At 50.8% G+C, this 19930-nt stretch carries 18 protein-coding genes and 1 riboswitch; of the genes, 8 read left to right on the forward strand and 10 right to left on the reverse strand.

All coding sequences use genetic code 11. The features are described 5' to 3' along the window. Window positions 1-10 precede the first annotated feature (10 nt). The 7 genes from ftsL to leuO all read right to left on the reverse strand — a co-directional run bounded on the left by ftsL (window position 11) and on the right by leuO (window position 7094). Window positions 11-373, reverse strand: coding sequence for a cell division protein FtsL (ftsL, locus tag DT73_RS07155; RefSeq protein WP_036106204.1), 363 nt, complete (start codon window positions 371-373; stop codon window positions 11-13). Further along, entirely contained in the window at window positions 366-1310 is a 945-nt protein-coding gene (gene rsmH, locus DT73_RS07160; protein WP_036106207.1) for a 16S rRNA (cytosine(1402)-N(4))-methyltransferase RsmH, read from the reverse strand. Before rsmH ends, ftsL begins: the two co-directional genes overlap by 8 nt. Beyond that, entirely contained in the window at window positions 1311-1769 is a 459-nt protein-coding gene (mraZ, locus tag DT73_RS07165) for a division/cell wall cluster transcriptional repressor MraZ (protein WP_036106212.1), read from the reverse strand. A gap of 544 nt (window positions 1770-2313) precedes the next feature. Beyond that, complete coding sequence (cra, locus tag DT73_RS07170; protein WP_036106213.1) at window positions 2314-3318, reverse strand: catabolite repressor/activator; 1005 nt, start codon at window positions 3316-3318, stop codon at window positions 2314-2316. 288 nt (window positions 3319-3606) lie between these two features. Beyond that, the gene (gene ilvN / locus DT73_RS07175) at window positions 3607-4098 is read right to left on the reverse strand and encodes an acetolactate synthase small subunit (RefSeq protein WP_036106216.1); all 492 of its coding nucleotides are present in this window, start codon (window positions 4096-4098) and stop codon (window positions 3607-3609) included. A 2-nt stretch (window positions 4099-4100) separates the two neighbouring features. Further along, on the reverse strand, window positions 4101-5825 hold the full coding sequence (ilvI, locus tag DT73_RS07180) for an acetolactate synthase 3 large subunit (RefSeq protein WP_036106219.1): 1725 nt from the start codon (window positions 5823-5825) through the stop codon (window positions 4101-4103). A gap of 327 nt (window positions 5826-6152) precedes the next feature. After that, on the reverse strand, window positions 6153-7094 hold the full coding sequence (gene leuO / locus DT73_RS07185) for a transcriptional regulator LeuO (protein ID WP_036106222.1): 942 nt from the start codon (window positions 7092-7094) through the stop codon (window positions 6153-6155). Window positions 7095-7656: 562 nt separating this feature from the next. On the opposite strand from leuO, the gene leuA reads away from it, so the two are divergent. From leuA to leuD, 4 genes are read left to right on the forward strand one after another with little or no spacing between them, the layout of a single operon-like run. After that, window positions 7657-9228 carry a 2-isopropylmalate synthase gene (gene leuA, locus DT73_RS07190; RefSeq protein ID WP_036106225.1) on the forward strand — a complete coding sequence of 524 codons (1572 nt, stop codon included), beginning with the start codon at window positions 7657-7659 and terminating at the stop codon, window positions 9226-9228. Window position 9229: 1 nt separating this feature from the next. After that, complete coding sequence (gene leuB / locus DT73_RS07195) at window positions 9230-10321, forward strand: 3-isopropylmalate dehydrogenase (RefSeq protein ID WP_036106228.1); 1092 nt, start codon at window positions 9230-9232, stop codon at window positions 10319-10321. A gap of 2 nt (window positions 10322-10323) precedes the next feature. Beyond that, the gene (gene leuC, locus DT73_RS07200) at window positions 10324-11724 is read left to right on the forward strand and encodes a 3-isopropylmalate dehydratase large subunit (RefSeq protein ID WP_036106232.1); all 1401 of its coding nucleotides are present in this window, start codon (window positions 10324-10326) and stop codon (window positions 11722-11724) included. A gap of 10 nt (window positions 11725-11734) precedes the next feature. Continuing rightward, window positions 11735-12340 (forward strand): 3-isopropylmalate dehydratase small subunit, encoded by a 606-nt coding sequence (leuD, locus tag DT73_RS07205; protein WP_036106236.1) that lies wholly within the window; start codon window positions 11735-11737, stop codon window positions 12338-12340. 85 nt (window positions 12341-12425) lie between these two features. On the opposite strand, the gene DT73_RS07210 is transcribed toward leuD, so the two are convergent. Then, window positions 12426-13604: an MFS transporter gene (locus DT73_RS07210; protein WP_036106239.1), complete on the reverse strand. Its 1179-nt coding sequence runs from the start codon at window positions 13602-13604 to the stop codon at window positions 12426-12428. 114 nt (window positions 13605-13718) lie between these two features. After that, window positions 13719-13901 (reverse strand): glucose uptake inhibitor SgrT, encoded by a 183-nt coding sequence (gene sgrT / locus DT73_RS25420; protein ID WP_072006912.1) that lies wholly within the window; start codon window positions 13899-13901, stop codon window positions 13719-13721. 87 nt (window positions 13902-13988) lie between these two features. On the opposite strand from sgrT, the gene sgrR reads away from it, so the two are divergent. The 4 genes from sgrR (at window position 13989) to thiQ (ending at window position 19076) form a co-directional block, all read left to right on the forward strand. Beyond that, entirely contained in the window at window positions 13989-15647 is a 1659-nt protein-coding gene (gene sgrR / locus DT73_RS07215) for an HTH-type transcriptional regulator SgrR (RefSeq protein WP_036106243.1), read from the forward strand. Window positions 15648-15691: 44 nt separating this feature from the next. Next, a riboswitch (TPP riboswitch) is annotated at window positions 15692-15790 on the forward strand. Between the two features lie 31 nt (window positions 15791-15821). Continuing rightward, on the forward strand, window positions 15822-16805 hold the full coding sequence (gene thiB, locus DT73_RS07220) for a thiamine ABC transporter substrate binding subunit (RefSeq protein ID WP_036106247.1): 984 nt from the start codon (window positions 15822-15824) through the stop codon (window positions 16803-16805). Continuing rightward, window positions 16781-18391: a thiamine/thiamine pyrophosphate ABC transporter permease ThiP gene (gene thiP, locus DT73_RS07225; RefSeq protein ID WP_036106250.1), complete on the forward strand. Its 1611-nt coding sequence runs from the start codon at window positions 16781-16783 to the stop codon at window positions 18389-18391. The genes thiB and thiP overlap by 25 nt, the downstream gene beginning before the upstream one ends. Then, on the forward strand, window positions 18375-19076 hold the full coding sequence (gene thiQ, locus DT73_RS07230; RefSeq protein WP_036106253.1) for a thiamine ABC transporter ATP-binding protein ThiQ: 702 nt from the start codon (window positions 18375-18377) through the stop codon (window positions 19074-19076). The genes thiP and thiQ overlap by 17 nt, the downstream gene beginning before the upstream one ends. Here thiQ and DT73_RS07235 read toward each other — a convergent pair. Next, window positions 19073-19843: a DedA family protein gene (locus DT73_RS07235; protein ID WP_036106256.1), complete on the reverse strand. Its 771-nt coding sequence runs from the start codon at window positions 19841-19843 to the stop codon at window positions 19073-19075. The genes thiQ and DT73_RS07235 overlap by 4 nt on opposite strands. Window positions 19844-19930: the final 87 nt, after the last annotated feature.

Below are 19930 nucleotides of genomic sequence, written 5' to 3' on the forward strand. Positions count from 1 at the left end.
TGCCGGTCCCTTATTGCTGCACTACGATATTTTCTTGTGAAGGATCAACATGCTGCATCTTGAGCTTATCAGTTGCGATACGCTCAACACGGCTGTGATCACCGAGTGCGTTCTCTTCCAGGATGAGATTTCGCCATTCTATATCCAGCGCATCGCGTTCAACCACCAGTTGCTCGCGCTGCGCAGTCAGTAAACGGGTGTAATGCACAGTAGTGACGACCATCACCGCAGACACCACAATCGCGACAAACAAAATCAGCGGCAGTTTCCCAAAGCGCAGAATATCTCCGCCGATGATTCCCGGCAGAGAGTGGCGCTCATTACTGCCAAGCGCCGTCATTTTGCTTAAGGTTTCTGTCACGCGATTAATCATTCGCGCTCCTTTGGGCAATACGCAGTACAGAGCTACGTGCCCGCGGGTTGTCAGCCACTTCGTCCTCGCCAGGCATTAGTTTTCCTAACGCTTTGAGCTGCCTGCCACCTAAAGCACGCAGTTGTGCCTCAGTCATTGGCAACCCTGCAGGTACTTGTGGCCCACGGCTTTGCTCACGCATAAACCGTTTAACCAGCCGGTCTTCAAGGGAGTGGAAGCTAATCACAGATAAGCGCCCATCTGGCGCTAAAACCGTGACAGCGCCTTTCAGCGCCTGCTCTATTTCTTCGAGTTCACTGTTAACCCAAATGCGCACGGCCTGAAACGTCCGGGTAGCCGGATGTTTAAATTTGTCTTTCACCGGTGTTGCGGCTGCAACAACCTCAGCCAGTTCTTTAGTGCGCGTCATCGGCGCTTCTTTATTGCGCTCAACAATTGCTCTGGCAATACGCTTTGCAAAGCGCTCTTCGCCATAGGTTTTCAGTACCCAGGCAATATCCTGTTCTTCAGCGCTTAGCAGCCACTCCGCCGCAGACTGACCACGCGTTGGGTCCATCCGCATATCCAGCGGCCCGTCACGCATAAACGAGAAGCCCCGTTCAGGGTCATCGAGCTGTGGAGAGGAAACACCAAGATCAAGCAGGATCCCGTCAATTTTACCGGTAAGCCCCAGCTCTTCGACATAATCCGCAAGGTGAGAAAACGGTCCATGAACAATGGAAAAGCGCGCATCATTGATCTGGCTGGCGGCTTCGATCGCCTGCGGATCACGGTCGATAGCCAGCAGTCGCCCCTCTGCCCCTAACTTAGACAGAATCAGACGAGAATGCCCCCCGCGGCCGAAGGTGCCATCAATGTAGATGCCATCCTGACGAATGTTTAACCCATTTACCGCTTCGTCAAGCAGCACTGTTGTATGTTTATAACTTTCCATCATTTAGAGAGACAAATCCTGCAGTCTTTCGGACAATGTGCCTGACGAAGACCGCTCAGCGTCAATGTCCTCCTTAACTTGTTGATACCAGGTTGCTTCATCCCACAGCTCAAACTTATTGAACTGCCCAACCAGCATCACTTCTTTTGTTAGCCCGGCATGCTGACGCAGCACCGGCGCTAACAGTAATCTTCCTGCGTTGTCCATCTGGCATTCACTGGCATGCCCCAACAGTAAGCGTTGCACCCGACGTTCGTCAGGGTTCATCCCGGATAAACGCGCCAGTTTCTGCTCAATGACTTCCCACTCAGGCAAGGTATAAAGCAGCAAACATGGGTTGTGGATATCAATGGTGCAAACCATCTGCCCTGCAGCCAGTTCGAGCAGTTTTTCGCGATAGCGGGTCGGGACGGATAATCGCCCTTTGCTATCGAGATTAACTACCGTCGCACCACGGAACATATCGAGTCGCCCCTTAAATTACCTTTTTCACCACTTTGTTCCACAAATTCCCACTATAAGGAGTTTACGGAGCAGAGGAAAAGCTTGTCAAGCCAGCGCCAGTGCCGACCAGACGAAACATTTCGCCAAAAACAGTGAATAAAGAGGATATGGAGTAAAAGGCTGTGACGGTGACACGAAATAACGTTATGAATATTTGTAAGAAAAGTGACAAATATACATGCAGAACGTTAACACCAACAAATACAACCAAATTGCAAAATAAACTATTCAGTTTGCGACTCGGGCGGCATTTTACGGCAAATAGCGGGAGGTTAACAGCAGGAGTTAAGTGCCACGGAGTAAAAAAAACGCCCCCAAAACGGCATAAAAACGCTGATGGAATAATCCTATACATTCAGCAAGCGAAACAGCTGTAACAAATTAATACAATATCAATATTCGGATTGTTCCAAAACGGCATGAGGAAAAAATGAATAACAAAAAGCAGGACTAAGAGTTTTCTTATAATAAGAGCAACCTGCACGGCTGCTCTTTTTTTTGATTAGTAACGGCTAAGGCTGCCACGGCGATAGAGATTACGGCGAATACGTGTTAAACCGGGCTTCGGTTTACGCGGTTCATCCAGGCTCGCCAGCACCAATTCAAGCACACGCTCTGCCACATCACGATGGCGCTGTGCAACAGCCAGTACCGGGCATTGCAGGAAATCCAGCAGTTCGTTATCGCCAAATGTGGCAATAGCGAGGTCTGAAGGGAGTTTTCCTTCCCGGCGTAACGTCACATCCATGACTCCCTGCAGAAGCGCAAATGAAGTCGTGAACAAAGCTTCCGGCATATCATGGGTTTCCAGCCATTTCTCAAAGAGTTGCGCGGCATTATCCCGTTCATAGCTATCGGCATACAGAAAATCGACCTGGCGGGGGTCATCCGCCCAGGCAGTACGAAACCCCTGCTCGCGCAAGAAGCTGACGGATAACTCCGGCAGAGCGCCGAGATAAAGCACTTTGTTAGCCGGAAACTTACGTAATTCACGCGCCAGCATTTCGGCATCATCCTGGTCGGCACCAACAACGCTGGTGAAGTGTTCACGATCAAGAGCCCGGTCCAGTGCCACAATAGGGAAATCACTGTTTACCCAACGCTGGTAAAAAGGGTGTTCTGGCGGTAAAGAGGTAGAGACGATAATGGCGTCAACTTGCCGTTGCAGTAAGTGTTCAATACAACGCATTTCGTTGTCAGGCTGGTCTTCTGAGCAAGCGATAAGCAATTGATAACCACGCTGGCGCGCCTGGCGCTCAAGATAGTTGGCAATGCGCGTGTAACTGGTGTTTTCCAGGTCAGGAATCACCAGGCCAATAGAACGGGTTCGCCCCGCCCGCAAACCTGCAGCAACCGCATTAGGGTGGTAATTATATTCCCTGACCACTGCCATCACTTTCTCAACAGTTTTTTCACTCACCCGATACTGGCGAGCCTTACCATTGATGACATAGCTTGCAGTGGTACGTGACACACCCGCAAGGCGTGCAATTTCGTCCAGTTTCACTCTTGCCCCTTAACGATTTAGATACTTCAACACCCTGAAACCTGAATAACATGGGTGAGATCTCACCACCAGCAATCCGCACAGAACAACCGAACCTGCAACAGTGATTGTACCTGCCAGACGGCCTGATACGGCAATATCACACCGAATTCAGGGTTATAGATTAATCCTGTTAAGGTTGCACGCACAATAATAACACCTTTAATTGTTTTTCTGGCTCACATTCCTGTGTTAAAAAAATGAAAAACCCGGCACTCAGGCCGGGTTACAGTGACGATATCAGCCACATTAGCGCATGATTTTATCACCGCGCGATAAGCCTACTACCCCCGAGCGCACAACCTCGACGATTTTTGCCACATCACGGATAGTGGCGAGAAATGCGTCCAGCTTATCACTGGTACCGGCAAGCTGGACGGTGTACAACGACGGCGTGACATCAATAATTTGACCACGGAAGATTTCTGCACTGCGCTTCACCTCTTCACGCCCATAGCCTGTCGCCTGCACTTTCACCAGCATAATTTCGCGTTCAACACAGGGACCCTGGCTCAATTCGTTAACCCGCAAAACATCAATAAGCTTGTGCAATTGCTTTTCAATTTGCTCAAGGACTTTTTCATCACCCACCGTTTGAATGGTCATGCGGGACAATGTCGGGTCTTCAGTTGGCGCGACGGTCAGGCTTTCGATGTTATAGCCACGTTGGGAAAATAGCCCAATAACTCGTGACAGTGCACCGGATTCATTTTCAAGTAATACAGATATGATGCGGCGCATAATCAGGTTCTCTCCGTTTTGCTCAACCACATTTCATCCATGCCACCACCGCGGATCTGCATTGGGTAAACGTGTTCTGTTCCATCGACGGTAACATCGACAAAGACCAGCCGGCCTTGTTGTACATGCTCCAGCGCCACCTGAAGTTGACTGGTCAGTTCTTCGGGTTTGGTTATCTGAATACCAATATGCCCATAAGCCTCCGCCAGGCGAACAAAGTCAGGCAAAGATGCCATATAAGACTGGGAATGGCGCCCGGAATAAATCATATCCTGCCACTGTTTAACCATACCCAAAAAGCGGTTGTTCAGGTTAACGACTAACACCGGCAAATTGTATTGCAGCGCAGTAGACAGCTCCTGGATGTTCATCTGGATACTGCCGTCACCCGTGATACACACCACGGTTTCATCGGGCAAAGCCATCTTCACTCCCAGGGCCGCGGGTAAACCAAACCCCATGGTCCCCAACCCACCAGAGTTAATCCAGCGCCGTGGTTTATCGAAGGTGTAATACAGAGCGGCAAACATCTGGTGCTGACCAACATCAGAGGTAACATACGCCTCTCCCCGAGTCAGTTGGTAAACAGCTTCAACCACCGCCTGTGGTTTGATGGCATCACTGGTTTTGTCATATTCCAGGCAATGCCTTGCCCGCCAGAGTTCAATCTGCTGCCACCAGTCACGGATATCGTCCAGTGGCTGGCCTTGTTTTTCCCCAACGCTCAATTCAATCATTTGTTGCAGAACGACTTTCGCATCACCAACAATGGGGATATCTGCCGGTACTGTTTTTGAAATAGAAGCCGGGTCAATATCAATATGCAACACCGTGGCATTGGGGCAATACTTTTCCAGGTTGTTGGTGGTTCGGTCATCAAACCGCACCCCAACAGCGAAAATCACATCGGCATTATGCATGGTCATATTGGCTTCATAGGTACCATGCATACCCAACATCCCCAACGCCTGGCGATGCGTACCCGGAAATGCGCCCAGCCCCATCAAAGAAGAAACGACAGGCACATTTAAACTTTCGGCCAGAGTTTTAAGTTCCTCAGAACACCCCGATGTAACCACGCCACCACCGATATAAAAAACCGGTTTTTTCGCCGCTAACAGCGTATGCAGAGCACGTTTGATCTGCCCTTTGTGCCCCTGGGTCGTTGGGTTATATGAACGCATACTGACACTGTCCGGCCACACATAAGGCAACTTTTTAGCCGGATTAAGAATATCTTTCGGTAAATCAACAACCACTGGCCCGGGGCGACCGGATGCTGCCAGCCAGAATGCTTTTTTCAGAATACCGGGAATATCTTCTGTTTGTTTGACCAGAAAGCTGTGTTTCACCACAGGGCGAGAGATCCCCACCATATCGCATTCCTGAAAGGCATCGTAACCTATCAGAGAGCTCGCAACCTGACCCGAAAGCACCACTAACGGAATGGAATCCATATACGCGGTGGCAATACCCGTAATTGCATTCGTCGCACCGGGTCCTGAAGTGACCAGAACGACGCCCACCTCGCCTGTTGCTCTCGCCAGACCATCAGCCATGTGTACCGCAGCCTGCTCATGGCGGACCAGTACATGCTCAATTCCACCAACGGTATGCAGTGCATCATAGATATCCAACACTGCTCCACCGGGGTAGCCAAATACTTGCTTTACGCCCTGATCGATAAGCGATCGAACAAGCATCTCGGCTCCAGACAACATCTCCATGGTTTGCCTCCAGGCTGTGGTTAACGCCACGACGCCAGAATTCATTTCTGTTCGTCATTGGGTGCAGCACACTGCACCTACAAAAATTATTATCGGACTTTCTAAAATAACTGGAGAAAATTGAGCAGGCAAATACCCATTTACCTTTGAACCCACAGCCCAACATTCATAATTCACCATAAAATAACGTACTGATAGTTTATTACTCTATCCATAAGCTGGCGTTATGAATAATTATGTTATCAATATAATGATAAAAAAAATGTTAACGAAGCTGGTGATTTAGCACGATAAAAGAAGGGCTCTGGGTCTCCCTTCTTTCTTATTTCAGGGTTTTTGGCAAATTCTGGTTAATGTATCCAGCATCCAGCGAAACCCGGGGTCATCCGGATTTGTTGTGTAACCCGTTAAATAACAAGCGCGTTTTTTTACTGCTAAAGGAAGCGTTAACTGAATTATCTCTGGCCCATTATGCCAGCGCCGGGTGACCCAGGTTGGCATAATAGCAATCAAATTCGTTCGGGAAACCACCTCCAGCAGGCTAAACAGGCACTGCCCCTGGTAAGCAATTGCGCTGCGTTTGAGTGGCGTGTCATACCAAATCGCGCTGAACGAATCGCTATTTTTTAGCGAAACCACAGCATGCCTTGCGCGATAAAAAGCTGATTCCGTCATCAAAGGTACATTCTGCCCCCATGTCTTCTTTGCCACGCCAACCATTTCATCCTCAAACAGCAGCCGGTTAACAATGTTTTCTCCCATGGTGGATTCGTAACCAAGCATAAAATCAACATGTTCACCGTCCGGGGTATAGCGGCTTTGGCCGGAACACACATTCAGCCGAATACCGGGTGCATGGTGATGAATATATTGATAAATCCGCGGAAGAAACAAGGTATCAAGCGGGTTCAGAACCGCCAGGGTGAATACACGTGAACTTTTATGAGGCTCAAAATGAGCTGGGGGAAATACGTTATGAATCAAAAAAAGAGCCTGCTGAAACTCCGCTTCCAACTGGAACGCCCGAGGGGTTGGCTCAATTCCCCTTCCCTGGCGCACAAACAATGGGTCGCCAAAGGTCTTTTTTAGCCGCGAGATGGCATTACTCACCGCAGGTTGCGACATCCCTAAAACCTGCGCCGCTTTAGTAATATTGCGGCGTTGCATAACAGTTGAAAAAACAGGTATTAAATTCAAGTCGAGTTTATCTTTTAGCCGAAGATTAATATCTTCTTCGGGGCGTCGCTTAGCGATAATTTTTTCTGACATTGTTCACTCCATGAATTAACGTTCACGCGTTATGACAAAAGCCGGGCCAGAATCTGTTTCCCCAGACTGTGTTAGCCACCCGGTTTCTTGATCTATTAACATTGCTCAACAGTACAGGCATGTTGTTCACCCGGTAGCTGGTCATTTATTACCGAAGAAATGGCACGAAATTACCGAGCATTACCCCGCCGGGGGTAAAAAATATAAACTATCATGCGTAACGTCATTTTTAGCACAACCACACACAACGCCAGATAAAAAGCAGAATTATTACCCAGGAAATTCCTTAATACTTTCCATCAATGAAGCGTTCCACTGAGACAAAAAGTTGACATGGCGTTTTATATCGGTTACCACTAAATGCATTCGATTACGGAGGTTTGATTACATGACTCGTTTTGCTCGTCTACTAGTTCTACTACTTCTCGCAGATACTGTGCGCGGTAGACTGGTGGGCGCTGCTTAAGGTTAATCAAGCCCCATAAGAAACTAAACCCGCGCCAATGCGCGGGTTTTTTTATATCCGGCGTAATGGCGAAATAAATCAGACAGGATGGAATCAATGAACCAGCAAGTCGTTATTTTCGATACAACTTTACGTGACGGTGAACAGGCGTTACAGGCCAGTCTGAGTGTAAAAGAAAAGCTGCAAATCGCCTTCGCACTGGAGCGTATGGGCATCGATGTGATGGAGGTTGGTTTTCCGGTTTCTTCACCGGGCGATTTTGAGTCAGTCCAGACCATTGCCCGTAACATCAAGAACAGCAGAGTATGTGGCCTGGCGCGCTGCGTTGAAAAAGATATTGATGTTGCTGCAGAAGCACTGAAAGTAGCAGAGGCCTTCCGTATCCACACGTTCATCGCCACATCGCCAATGCATATCGCTACCAAGCTGCGCAGTACTCTGGATGAAGTGATTGAACGCGCCGTCTATATGGTCAAACGGGCACGTAATTATACTGATGACGTAGAGTTTTCCTGTGAAGATGCAGGCCGTACCCCAATTGAAGACCTGGCGCGGGTTGTAGAAGCCGCTATCAACGCCGGGGCCCGCACAATTAATATTCCAGACACCGTGGGTTACACGCTGCCCCATGAATTCGGCAACATCATCAGTTCACTGTACCAGCGGGTGCCAAATATCGACAAAGCGATTATTTCCGTACATACCCATGATGACCTGGGGCTGGCTGTAGGGAATGCAATGGCAGCCGTGCACGCGGGTGCCCGTCAGGTTGAAGGCACCATTAACGGTATTGGTGAACGTGCCGGTAACTGTGCGCTGGAAGAAGTCATTATGGCTATCAAAGTACGCCAAAAAATGCTCGGCCTGCATACCAACATTAACCACCAGGAAATCTGGCGTACCAGCCAGACAGTCAGCCAGCTGTGCAACATGCCGGTTCCGGCAAATAAAGCAGTGGTTGGCGCAAATGCTTTCGCACACTCTTCCGGCATCCACCAGGATGGCGTACTGAAAAACCGCGAAAACTACGAAATCATGACGCCGGAATCTATCGGGCTGAACCAAATCCAGTTAAACCTGACTTCACGCTCTGGCCGTGCGGCCGTAAAACACCGCATGGAAGAAATGGGCTACAAAGAAACAGATTACAACCTGGATAACCTGTACTCCGCCTTCCTGAAACTGGCAGATAAAAAAGGCCAGGTGTTTGATTACGACCTGGAAGCGCTGGCATTTATTAATAAACAACAAGAAGAGCCCGAACACTTCCGCCTGGATTACTTCAGCGTCCAGTCTGGCTCCAGTGTGATGGCTACGGCCTCGGTCAAATTATTTTGTGGTGAAGAAGAAAAAGCAGAAGCTGCGACAGGTAACGGTCCTGTGGATGCCGTTTACCAGGCAATCAACCGCATTTCCGAATACGACATTGAACTGGTGAAATATCAGTTAAGTGCCAAAGGCCAGGGTAAAGACGCGCTGGGGCAGGTAGATATTGTCGTTAACCATAACGGCCGCCGTTTCCACGGTGTCGGCCTGGCGACAGATATTGTCGAATCTTCTGCCAAGGCGATGGTTCACGTGCTGAACAGCATCTGGCGCGCCGGTGAAGTCGAAAAAGAATTGCAACGCAAAGCACAAAATAAAGAACACAACCAGGAAACCATGTGACATGTCAAAGAATCATCATATTGCAGTTTTACCCGGAGACGGTATTGGCCCTGAGGTCATGGCTCAGGCAATGAAGGTACTGGACGCTGTCCGCCATCGTTTTGATTTACAGATTACCACCAGTGAATATGATGTCGGTGGCGCGGCGATTGACCGCCACGGTACCCCGCTTCCTGCAGCAACAATTGAGGGTTGCGAACAGGCAGATGCCGTTTTATTTGGTTCAGTTGGTGGCCCGAAATGGGAACACCTGCCCCCGGCGGAACAACCTGAACGTGGCGCATTATTGCCTTTACGTAAACACTTCAAATTATTCAGCAACCTGCGCCCGGCAAAATTATACGCAGGGCTGGAAAGTTTTTGCCCGCTGCGCGAAGACATTGCGCAAAAAGGCTTCGATATCCTGTGTGTGCGTGAATTAACTGGCGGGATCTACTTTGGTCAGCCAAAAGGCCGCGAAGGTAGCGGTGTTCATGAAAAAGCGTTTGATACCGAAGTGTATTATCGCTTTGAAATTGAGCGCATTGCCCGCATTGCTTTTGAATCTGCCCGCAAACGCCGCGGTATCGTTACCTCGATTGATAAAGCTAACGTGCTGCAAACCTCAGTAATGTGGCGTGAAATCGTGACAGAAATTGCACAGTCTTACCCGGATGTGAAGCTGTCGCATATGTATATCGATAACGCCACCATGCAGTTAATCAAAGACCCGGCGCAATTCGACGTACTGCTGTGCTCAAACCTGTTTGGCGACATTCTGTCTGATGAATGCGCCATGATAACCGGGTCTATGGGTATGCTGCCTTCTGCCAGCCTGAACGAAGAAGGGTTTGGTTTATACGAACCAGCCGGGGGCTCTGCGCCGGACATCGCTGGCAAAAATATCGCCAATCCGGTTGCCCAGATCCTCTCGTTGTCATTACTGCTCCGCTACAGCCTGGATGCGAATGATGCCGCGACAGCAATTGAAAATGCAGTCAATCGCGTTCTGGAAGAAGGCTTCCGCACAGCAGACCTGGCACGGGATACTATTGCGCTGGGTACCGATGAAATGGGCGATAAAATTGCCCACTACGTGGCTCAGGGGGTGTAATCATGGCAAAGACGTTATATCAAAAGTTATTCGATGCACACATCGTTTACGAAGCCCAGGGTGAAACTCCATTACTGTATATTGACCGTCACCTGGTGCATGAAGTTACGTCACCGCAAGCTTTCGATGGCCTGCGTGCCCATGGGCGCCCGGTGCGCCAGCCGGGTAAAACGTTTGCCACGATGGATCACAACGTTTCCACACAAACTAAAGACATCAACGCCAGTGGCGAAATGGCCCGCATTCAGATGCAGGAGTTGATGAAAAACTGTAAAGAGTTTGGTGTGGAACTGTACGACCTGAATCATGCATTCCAGGGGATTGTCCATGTAATGGGCCCTGAGCAGGGGATTACTCTGCCCGGGATGACCATTGTTTGTGGTGACTCCCATACAGCCACTCACGGCGCATTTGGTGCACTGGCATTTGGTATTGGTACCTCAGAAGTTGAGCATGTTCTGGCGACACAAACGCTGAAACAGGGCCGTGCCAAAACCATGAAAATTGAAGTAACCGGCCAGGCGGCGCCAGGAATTACCGCAAAAGATATTGTGTTGGCGATTATTGGCAAAACCGGCAGCGCCGGTGGCACCGGTCACGTAGTTGAATTTTGTGGCTCAGCCATCGAAGCGTTAAGCATGGAAGGCCGCATGACGCTGTGTAATATGGCAATTGAACTGGGCGCCAAAGCCGGGCTGGTTGCGCCGGATGAAACCACGTTCAACTATGTCAAAGGCCGCCAGTTTGCGCCTAAAGAACAAGACTGGGATGCCGCAGTAGCCTGGTGGAGTACCCTGAAAACCGACGACGGCGCGCAATTTGACACCGTCGTAACCCTGGATGCTGCAGAAATTGCACCTCAGGTTACCTGGGGCACTAACCCGGGCCAGGTTATTTCTATTACCGATAACATCCCGGCACCAGAAAGCTTTTCTGACCCGGTCGAGCGTGCGTCAGCGGAAAAAGCGCTGGCCTATATGGGTCTGAAGTCTGGTATACCTCTGACTGAAGTCGCTATTGATAAAGTCTTTATCGGCTCCTGCACTAACTCACGCATTGAAGACCTGCGCGCTGCAGCAGCAGTTGCACAAGGCCATAAAGTGGCTCCAGGTGTGGTTGCCATGGTGGTGCCTGGCTCCGGCCCGGTTAAAGCGCAGGCTGAAGCCGAAGGCCTGGACAAAATTTTCCTTGAAGCCGGTTTTGAATGGCGCTTACCTGGCTGCTCAATGTGCCTGGCGATGAACAATGACCGTCTGAACCCTGGCGAACGTTGTGCATCCACCAGTAACCGTAATTTTGAAGGTCGCCAGGGGCGCGGTGGGCGTACTCACCTGGTTAGCCCGGCAATGGCTGCTGCCGCTGCCATCGCTGGTCACTTTGCTGATATCCGCACACTGAAATAAGGGAAAAACCATGGCTGAGAAATTTGTTTGTCACACAGGCATTGTTGTCCCGTTAGACGCGGCAAATGTCGATACCGACGCAATTATTCCCAAACAATTTTTGCAGAAGGTAACCCGCACCGGCTTTGGTGCACACCTGTTTAATGACTGGCGTTTTCTGGATGATAAAGGCCAGGAACCCAACCCGGACTTTGTGCTGAATAAACCCGTCTATAAAGGCGCGTCTATTCTGCTGGCGCGTGAGAACTTTGGTTGCGGCTCTTCCCGTGAACACGCGCCCTGGGCACTGACCGATTACGGCTTCAAAGTTGTTATTGCCCCGAGCTTTGCCGATATTTTTTATGGCAACTCGTTTAATAACCAGCTGTTGCCCGTTGCCTTGAGTGACCAGGATGTCGATACCCTGTTCACCATGGTGCAGGAAAACCCTGGCATGGAATTCACTGTGGATTTGGAAGCGCAAACTGTTCAGGCGGGTGAAAAAACCTGGTCATTCAGCATTGATGGTTTCCGCCGTCACTGCATGCTGAACGGGCTGGACAGCATAGGCCTGACATTACAGCATGAAGACGCTATCGCGGCTTACGAAACTAACCAGCCTGCGTTTATGCGTTAAGCCTTACTGGTTATAAACGCCAATACAGGCAATGGCACCTGATAGTTGATGGTGCCATTGCCTGGCTGTAACGCAACACAACCGCTCACACATCTTTTACCCGGCAGGTCAGCCCCAGCGCCAAAATACTCAACACCAGAATACCCCAGTAGACACTCCCATGGCCAAACTGCTGCGCCAGCGAACCCTGTAATACCCCTGCAAGGATCACACCGGTAGAAATACTGTTAGTGAACAGAGTGGTGGCAGACCCCGCCTTCCCGGGCATCAGGTCCTGAAACCAGAGCATACCGATACCAGCCACAATCCCAATAAAAATCGCGTTAAACAATTGTAATACAATCAATGCATTACGTGTAGGGAATAGCAATAACCCACCATAAAACACAACCCCGGCAGCAACAGCAAACACCATCATCCGGCGTTTACCCATACGCTTTACAACCATGCCAGCAAGGATCATTGCCGGTATTTCAAGACCCGCCGCCGTCCCCATCAATGCACCCGCCAGCGCTTCGGGCAACCCAAGGACGCTGGTTATCCATAACGGCATATCAATGATATACATCGTGTTGCAGGTCCACATCAGCATAGAGGCGATGAATAACCGCCGCACATTGGGGTTTTTCCAGCCACTGACAGCCGCTACGGCCTGGTTCTCCGGGCCAAATACCCGGGGCACAGAAGGCAGGCAAAATGCCACCAGTAATGCCCCAACCACAAAAATACCTGCGGCACATAAAAACATGGTGGTAAAACCAAATTTCAGCGCCAGCATAAAGGACAACGGAGGGCCAATTACCCAGGCCAGTGAAAGCTGGGCACGCATAATAGAGCTGAACATCACCACTTCTCTGGCTGAGTTATCTGCGTATTCACGTGCCAGAGCAAAAATTTGTGGCATGGTGGTGTTGGCCAGCGCCGCCAGAAAAACACCAAGGGTTATCAGAGTGAGGTAATGGCGATTGAATGCAAACACCAGGCTGTTGGCGACGGCCATCAGGCAGCAGAAAATAATCAGTTTACGCCGATCGCCCTTTCGGTCTGAACGTTTAGCCAGAATCATGCTGACAGCAATACCTGCCACAGCATTTACCGTGTAAAACAGGCCAACCCAGAATGAAGTCACCCCCACTTCTTTGCTCAGGAACAAACTCAGTGTGGGAGCCTGCAGTGCGCCCGCCACGCCCAGCATGAACGCAACAGCCATAAACGCCAGTAATACCGAGTTTAAATGCCTTCCCTGCGTAATCAGCCAATGCATCTCATAGGTCCTTTTATTATGTCCTGTGAAAAAACGCCCATCGCCGGGTAGATTTTAAACGAAAAAAACCAGCAGCACGATTGCCGCTGGTTGGTTAAAAGCACCAATACTCAGTCACACTTGATGAGAACGATGATGTCTGTGCAAAGCACAAGGATATGAACAGTGCCACTGCATGAGTTCATCAAGCATCTGCACACGTTGTTGAGGGCCAGGGCAGGCCAGCCATGAACCAGAAACACGCCGTGTTGCAGTAAAAAAAGCCAAATAAAACTGCTCTGCAAAGGAACGCTTCATAAGTTAACCTCGCTTTCATCACGAAACAGTATTGGCGTAATATAGGGAAAGATAAATTGATGAGTTTTCGCCCGGAGTTCCTCTTTTATGGCATCAACACGCTTGCAGCAGCAGTTCATCCGGTTATGGCAATGTTGTGACGGCCGGCCTCAATCCACAACGCTGCATGATCTGTCCACCCTGCTCAATTGCTCGCGGCGCCATATGCGTACTCTGCTCAATGCCATGCAGGCAAAAGGTTGGCTGACATGGGAAGCAGAGGCCGGGCGCGGCAAACGTTCACAACTGACATTTATCTATACAGGTTTATCTCTTCAGCAACAGCGGGCGGAAGACTTACTGGAGCAGGACCGGGTTGACCAACTGGTACAAATCGTTGGCGATAAAGATGAAGTCAAAAAAATGCTGCTCTCACACCTGGGGCGCAGCTTCCGCCAGGGGCGCCATATTCTGCGGGTACTTTATTACCGCCCACTGCTGAATTTATTACCCGGCACGCCACTGCGCCGTTCCGAAACTCACATTGTGCGGCAAATATTCAATGGGCTGACGCGAATAAATGAGGAAAATGGGGAACTGGAAGCAGACATTGCTCACCACTGGCAGCAATTATCACCTTGCCACTGGCGCTTTTTTTTACGTCCCGGAGTACATTTTCACCACGGGCGTGAACTCGAAATGGCCGATGTACTGTATTCACTGAACCGGGTTAACCAGCAACCTTTGTATGAGCATATTGCCAGTATATCGTCGCCGACCAACTGGACGCTGGATATCATACTTCACGAGCCTGATAACTGGCTGCCCTGGTTGATGGCGGGGGTTTCCGCCATGATTTTGCCTCGGGAATGGGAGTCATTGCCGCATTTCGCCACCCATCCAACCGGAACCGGCCCTTATTCTGTTACACGCAATAATACCAGCCAGCTCAGTATTCAGGCATTTGATGACTACTTTGGCTTCCGCGCGCTGATTGATGAAGTCAATATTTGGGTATTGCCCGAAATCGGCGAAGACATGAGCTGCGGTGTCTTTCTCGAAGATGGCAGCCAGAGTGAAAAAGCAGAAGAAAGCCGCCTGGAAGAGGGCTGCTATTACCTGTTGTTTGACCAGCGTTCTAAACATGGTGCCAACCCGCATGTAAGGGCATGGCTGAGCCAGGTACTTTCACCCGTAAATATTCTGGCTGACAGCGACCCTCAATATCATCGCCTGTGGTTTCCAGCCTGGGGGTTACTGCCCCGCTGGCACCACACTCCGGCCAGTACGGAGTATGGCAAACCAGAAGGACTGACCAGCCTTACGCTCACATTTTATGCTGACCACATAGAACACCGCACTCTGAGCGACATTATCAGTAAACGTCTGGCACAACACGGCATCCACCTGGTGATACAGGAAATCAGCTATAACGCCTGGTTTAATGGCGATGTGCACAGCGATATTTGGCTTAACAGCGCCAATTTCACACTGCCGCTGGATTACTCGGTCTTTGCTCATCTGTACGAAATTCCCCTGCTGAGCAAAGGGCTGGGTATTGCCATGAAAGAGGCCCACCAACAATGGCGCGCAGGTGAGCTAAATGCGGCGCAATGGGCACGCCAGTGTGTCGAACAGCAACATGTACTGCCACTGATTCACCACTGGCTCACTATCCAGGGGCAGCGCAGCATGCGGGGGTTGCGGATGAATACACTGGGGTGGTTCGACTTCAAATCCGCCTGGTTTGCTCCGCCAGAAAACTAACCCAACATGTTCTTTAATAATGCCAGGCAAATCATTACAATGAGCCGTTCTCAACGGGGTGCCCTGGATACCAGGCGCTGAGATAATACCCGTCGAACCTGATCCGGATAACGCCGGCGAAGGGATTTGAGGCCGTTCTCAAAATCCTTTGCCACCCTTTTTCAGGAGTGCAAAGTGTTAAAAAAATTACTGGCTTTACTGGTACTGGCCGCTGCGCCCGTCCTCGCCAAACCTACTCTCACCGTCTATACCTACGACTCATTTTCTGCTGACTGGGGCCCTGGCCCGGCTATCAAGAAAGCCTTTGAAGCACAATGCGGTTGTGAGCTGAAATATGTTGCGCTGGAAGACGGCGTATCACTGCTCAACCGCGTGCGCATGGAAGGGAAAAAAAGCAAAGCAGATATTGTCCTGGGGCTCGATAATAACCTGATAACTGCCGCCCGTCGCACCGGGCTGTTTACCGAAGCTGATATTACCCTGCCACCGTTGGCACTACCTGGCGGCTGGTCAGACGATACATTTATCCCGTTCGATTATGGCTACTTCGCGTTCGTCTACGACAAGAACAAACTGCACAACCCACCACACAGTCTGAAAGAACTGGTTGAAAGCCCACAGCAGTGGAAAGTGATTTATGAAGACCCGCGGACCAGTACCCCGGGCCTGGGGTTGTTACTGTGGGTGCAAAAGGTCTACGGCGACAAAGCACCGGAAGCCTGGCAAAAACTGGCTAAAAAGACAGTGACGGTAACAAAGGGCTGGAGTGAAGCTTATGGTTTATTCCTCAAAGGCGAGAGCGACCTGGTCCTGAGTTACACCACATCTCCGGCGTATCACATTATTGAAGAGAAAAAAGATAATTATGCCGCCGCGGATTTCAGCGAAGGGCATTATATGCAGGTGGAAGTTGCTGCCCGCCTTGCTAACAGCCCGCACCCGGAACTGGCGAAACAGTTTATGCAGTTTATGGTTTCTGATGCGTTCCAAAAAACGATCCCCACTGGCAACTGGATGTATCCGGTAAGCCATGTCGCGGTTCCGGAAGCCTTCAACCAACTGGTTAAGCCCGCCACCAGCCTGGTGTTTACGCCTGAACAGGTAGAACAAAACCGGGCAGCATGGATTAGCCAATGGCAGCAAGCCGTCAGCCATTAATTCCGGGCTGGTTATGGCCCGGGCTGATAGCCGCCGGAGCGATTTGCATTGTCGCTCTGGCGGCTTTTAGCGCTTTATGGCTACATGCTCCACAAACAGACTACAGCGCACTGCTTCACGACCCATGGTTGTGGCATGTGGTAAGGTTTTCGTTCTTCCAGGCTTCTTTGTCTGCCTTGTTGTCTGTTCTCCCTGCAATATTACTGGCGCGAGCACTCTACCGCCGTCGTTTCCCAGGCCGGCAACTCTTACTGCGTTTATGTGCCATGACCCTGGTTTTGCCCGTTCTGGTAGCCGTCTTTGGGATTCTGAGTGTGTATGGCCGCGAAGGCTGGTTAAGCACTGTTTTTGAACTGTCAGGTTTGAAGTGGTCATTCACGCCTTATGGGTTGCAGGGTATTTTGCTCGCGCATGTTTTTTTTAATCTGCCCTTAGCCACGCGTTTACTGCTGCAGTCTTTGGAAAATATCCCTGTAGAACAGCGGCTACTTGCCGCACAACTGAATATGCGCGGCTGGTACTTTTTCCGCCTGGTAGAGTGGCCCTGGATGCAACGCCAGATATTCCCGGCAGCCGCACTCATCTTTATGCTGTGTTTCGCCAGTTTTGCTACGGTACTGGCTCTGGGTGGCGGCCCGAAGGCGACAACTATTGAGCTGGCTGTTTACCAGGCACTGAGTTTTGACTTCGATCCAGCCAAAGCCGCCTGCCTGGCACTGATCCAGATGTTGTGCTGCTTTGGTCTTGTCTTATTGAGCCAAAAACTGACTCAGGCTTTTTCCCCCGGAGAGAGCCAGAATGCAACCTGGCGGGATCCACAAGACAACCTGGCAGCCCGGGTACTGGATAGCGCGGTGATCATTCTGGCATTACTGCTATTGTTGCCACCGCTTATGGCAGTTATTGCCGACGGGCTGGTCAACAACCCGATGGTTATTTTTCACCAGCCAGCGTTATGGTCTGCGCTAATCACCTCCGTTCGCATTGCCTGTGCGGCAGGTGTGGTGTGTTTATGCCTGACTACAATGCTGCTGTGGAGCAGCCGGGAACTCCGTTTGCGCCAGCGCCAACGCCCGGCACAGGCCATAGAGCTGAGCGGCTTACTGATTCTCGCCATGCCCGGAATCGTGCTGGCTACAGGTTTTTTCTTACTGCTGAACAGCACCACCGGGTTGCCTGAACGGGCTGATGGTATTGTTATTTTTACTAATGCGTTGATGGCAATCCCCTATGCGATGAAAGTACTGGAAAGCCCGTTTTATGATATTGCCAGCCGCTATAGCCGCTTATGCCAGCACCTGGATATCAGTGGCATTAACCGTCTGCGTTGGGTAGAACTACGGGCACTAAAACGCCCCTGTGCCCAGGCACTGGCTTTTGCCTGCGTATTATCATTGGGGGATTTTGGCGTTGTCGCTTTGTTCGGCAGTGACGATTTCCGCACCCTGCCGTTTTACCTCTACCAACAAATAGGGGCCTACCGGAGTAATGATGGTGCGGTTACCGCGATGCTGATGCTGTTACTCTGCTTCTTGCTGTTCACTTTGATAGAGAATACCGCTAAACGCCATGCTAACACTCACTGACGTCACCTGGCTTTACCAGCACCTGCCCATGCGTTTTAACGTGACACTGGCTCCCGGTGAGCGCGTTGCCGTACTGGGCCCCAGCGGAGCCGGGAAAAGTACGTTACTGAATCTGATTGCCGGTTTTCTCAGACCAGACAGTGGCACTATCACCCTTAACCAGCAAAACCATACTCTGACCCCGCCTGCACATCGCCCGGTCTCTATGCTGTTTCAGGACAACAATTTATTCAGCCACCTCACCATCCGGCAAAATATTGGCCTGGGGCTGCACCCGGGAATGAAGCTCACGGCAACACAAAAAACAGCGCTGGAAGAGATTGCCCACAAAATGGCGATTAGTGATTTACTGGACCGCCTGCCAGCGCAATTATCTGGCGGGCAACGCCAGCGCGCCGCCCTGGCCCGTTGCCTGTTGCGCGCTCAGCCGGTTCTGCTGCTGGATGAACCTTTCTCTGCCCTGGATCCGGCATTGCGCCAGGAAATGCTGGCGCTGGTGGAATCAGTCTGTGAGAGCCAGAAAATCACGCTGATGATGGTTTCACATAACCTGGATGATGCCGCACGTATTACACCGCGCAGCCTGGTAGTGGCTGACGGGCGAATTGTCTGGGATGGCTCCACTCAGTCACTGAGCGACGGTTCGTCTCCTGCCGCCGGGTTACTGGGGATTTCCCAAAGCTAGCCGAAAATGACCTGGTGCAAGATGCGGGCATAAACCGGCATCAACGGGTGGCGAAGCAACAGAAATACCAGTGCAAGGCAGCAAACCGCGGCCAGGGGCGCCAGCCACATTAACCGCGCGCGGGGTAACCGGCCTTCAGGGAGCTCGCCTGCTGGCTTACGCTCGCTGCGCCATAAACGCCAGTTCAGCCATAATGCAAGCCAGGTTACAGCCGCTGCAGCCAGTAATAACCACTGAAAATGCCCGGCATTTTCACCCGCGGGGATGTCGATTGCCGCCCCGGCCAGAATGCCCGGCAGAAAATAAACCGGCGGCCAGAACAGGCAGCCGGGAATATTGGCTCTGGCAAACCGGGCAACCGACAAATCCAGCATACCGGCCAGCATTGGAACCAGAGGGCGTGTCGGGCCCACAAAACGGCCAACTAAAATAGTCACAGTGCTGTGGCGGTGTAATGCCATCTCTGTTTTATCCACCAGCGTTTTATATTTTTTCAGAAATGACCAGTTGCGCAGGGGCCGTTTAAAGCGCCAGCCAATCCAGAAAGAGACCCAGTCGCCCGCGAGGCAACCAATAATGCCCACGCCCCAGGCCCACCAGAACGGCAAGTTACCACTACCGATCAGCGCACCAAGCGCCGCCATAAAGACCGTACCAGGCAGCAACAATCCAACCAGAGCAAGAGATTCAAAAAAAGCGACCATCAGCACAATTATCAGTGCGAAGGTGAGTGAATGGGCTATCAGTTGTTCAACAAAGGCGTACATAAAACGTCCGTCAGACTTACGAACGGCGATTTTGCGGGGCAGGCAGCATAAGGTCAAGATTCCAGCCCCGCGAAAGATTAAGCGGTT

This window comes from Mangrovibacter sp. MFB070, from assembly GCF_000705335.1.
Taxonomy (GTDB): domain Bacteria; phylum Pseudomonadota; class Gammaproteobacteria; order Enterobacterales; family Enterobacteriaceae; genus Mangrovibacter; species Mangrovibacter plantisponsor.